1 protein-coding gene is annotated in these 1794 nt (G+C 73.3%); it reads left to right on the top strand.

The window, feature by feature from the left end; genetic code table 11:
* Window positions 1–1794 (top strand): alpha-glucan family phosphorylase (gene glgP, locus GWI24_RS43980; RefSeq protein ID WP_210951603.1); only part of this gene is annotated, 1794 nt, incomplete at both ends.

Here is a 1794-nt window from a genome sequence, read left to right as displayed (position 1 = left end):
CCCAGTACTCCGGCGGCCTTGGCATCCTCGCCGGTGACCACCTCAAGGCCGCCAGCGACCTCGGCGTCCCCCTGATGGGCGTCGGCCTGCTCTACCGCCACGGCTACTTCCGGCAGTCGCTCTCCCGCGACGGCTGGCAGCAGGAGCACTATCCGGTCCTGGACCCCGACGAGCTCCCGCTCACCCGGCTGTGCGAGGCGGACGGCCGGCCCGTCCGGATCCCGCTCACCCTGCCCGGCGGCCGTCCGCTCCACGCCCGCGTCTGGCAGGCCCAGGTGGGCAGGGTGCCGCTGCTGCTGCTCGACTCCGACGTGGAGGAGAACGGCCACGGCGAGCGCGAGGTCACCGACCGGCTCTACGGCGGCGGCAGCGAGCACCGGCTGCTCCAGGAGATGCTGCTGGGCATCGGCGGCGTCCGCGCCCTGCGCGCGTACTGCAGGCTCACCGGCCACCCCGAACCCGAGGTGTTCCACACCAACGAGGGCCACGCCGGATTCCAGGGCCTGGAGCGCATCCGCGAACTGATCGCCGGCGGGGCCGACTTCGACACCGCCCATGAGGCGGTGCGGGCCGGGACCGTCTTCACCACCCACACCCCCGTCCCCGCCGGGATCGACCGCTTCGACCGTGAGCTGGTCGCCCGCCACTTCGGCGACGACGCCGAGCTGCCCGGGATCGAGGTCGAGCGGATCCTCGCGCTCGGCATGGAGACGTACCCCGGCGGCGAGCCCAACCTCTTCAACATGGCGGTGATGGGGCTGCGGCTGGCCCAGCGTGCCAACGGGGTGTCCACCCTGCACGGCCGCGTCAGCCGGGAGATGTTCGCCGGGCTCTGGCCCGGCTTCGACCCCGAGGAGGTGCCCATCACCTCCGTCACCAACGGGGTGCACGCACCCACCTGGACGGCCCCCGAGGTCACCCGGCTCGGCGCCCGCCAGTTCGGCCACCTCGGCGACTCCGAGCTGTGGGAGCTGCGCCGCACCCTGCGCAAGCGGCTGGTCGCCGAGGTCCGGCAGCGGCTGTACGCCTCCTGGCGGCAGCGCGGCGCGGGCACCGCCGAACTCGGCTGGATCGACGGGGTGCTCGACCCCGACGTCCTCACCATCGGCTTCGCCCGCCGCGTCCCCTCCTACAAGCGGCTCACCCTGATGCTGCGTGACCAGGACCGGCTGATGGAGCTGCTGCTCCACCCCGAGCGGCCGGTCCAGATCGTCGTCGCGGGCAAGGCCCACCCGGCCGACGACGGCGGCAAGCGCCTCGTCCAGGAGCTGGTCCGCTTCGCCGACGACCCCCGGGTGCGCCACCGCCTGGTCTTCCTGCCCGACTACGGCATGGGCATGGCCGAGAAGCTCTACCCCGGCTGCGACGTCTGGCTCAACAACCCGCTGCGCCCGCTGGAGGCATGCGGCACCAGCGGCATGAAGGCGGCCCTGAACGGCTGTCTCAACCTCTCCGTCCTCGACGGCTGGTGGGACGAGTGGTACGAGCCGGACTTCGGCTGGGCCATCCCCACCGCCGACGGCGACGCCATCGACGAGACCCGCCGCGACGACCTGGAGGCCGCCGCCCTCTACGACCTGCTGGAGCAGCGGGTCGCCCCGCGCTTCTACGACCGCGGCCTGGACGGCCTCCCCGGCCGCTGGATCGCCATGGTCCGCCGCACCCTCACCACCCTCGGCCCCAAGGTGCTCGCGGGCCGCATGGTCCGCGAATACGTCGAGCGCCTCTACGCCCCCGCCGCCCGCTCCCACCGAGCCCTGAACCTCGAGGCGGCCGCCGAACTGGCCACCTGGA

The sequence above is a fragment of the Streptomyces sp. MK37H genome (assembly GCF_018035285.1).
GTDB classification, from domain to species: domain Bacteria; phylum Actinomycetota; class Actinomycetes; order Streptomycetales; family Streptomycetaceae; genus Streptomyces; species Streptomyces endocoffeicus.
Note: the sequence above shows the minus strand (reverse complement) of the source record. Positions and strands in the feature narration are given on the sequence as shown.